Source organism: Priestia sp. P5_B4 (genome assembly GCF_056400385.1).
In genome coordinates this window covers 1-822 of the sequence record NZ_JBFULJ010001264.1, presented here as the reverse complement: position 1 = coordinate 822, position 822 = coordinate 1, and the positions used below count along the sequence as shown (strand labels likewise).

General features: G+C 36.9%; 1 protein-coding gene. It reads right to left on the bottom strand.

The genetic code is table 11. The features are described from left to right. Positions 1 to 822 (bottom strand): PAS domain S-box protein (locus tag AC1DRF_RS30385; protein WP_477742615.1); only part of this gene is annotated, 822 nt, incomplete at both ends.

Sequence of the window (822 nt, the reverse complement as noted above, 5' to 3'; positions counted from 1 at the left end):
TCACTTCACTTGTGTCGGTATAAAAAGTAGATGTCGTAACTTTAACAATTCTTTTTCTGCCGTCTGAATCGAGAATATAGCTTTCTACCTCTTCCATGTCTTTCCCCGATGCCAATGTGTGAAGCAAAATAAAATCTACGCTTTCAGATTTTATTGGTAAATCTTCTAAATTAACACCAATCATGTCCTGGCGCTGAAAAGCAACCATTCTTTCAAACTGCTGATTCACGTATGTAATTTTACTCCTTGGGTCAATTGTAATAATTCCATAAGGAATTCCTTCTAATACATCGTGAAGGTATCTCTCACTTTGCTCAAGCATTTTTTGTTTTTCATAATTGCTGTTTCCCATTTCAATAATTGTACGTGTCAATATACTCAACTCATCATCCCTTGCCGGCGCTTCTTTATTTAATGGCACGAACGTTTGAGAATTCCGGTACGTTTTTGCATAGCTTGTAAGCTTGACGATTGGCTGTAAAATATTTTTGATGCCTAACCATATAAAAAATAAAGCAAGCAGCAATATACTAATAAAACTAACGCGCAGTAAAAGAGATAATTTATGTAAAGGAGAAAAGGCTACGTTAGTCGGTACACCGTAAACCAAGTTCCAGCCTTCTTGGTTCGTTTGATAAGCTGCTAAACTCTCTTGTCCATTATGATTTATTTGAGTATAGCCAGAAACGTTTGGTATTTTGTCTACTGAAAACTTCTTGTTAAGCTGCTTATCGCTTGTAGATGCGATGACATTTCCTTTGCGATCCGTTAAAAAACCGAAGTGTCCTCGTGACAGGCTGACGCTTTTTAACACCTCTGATA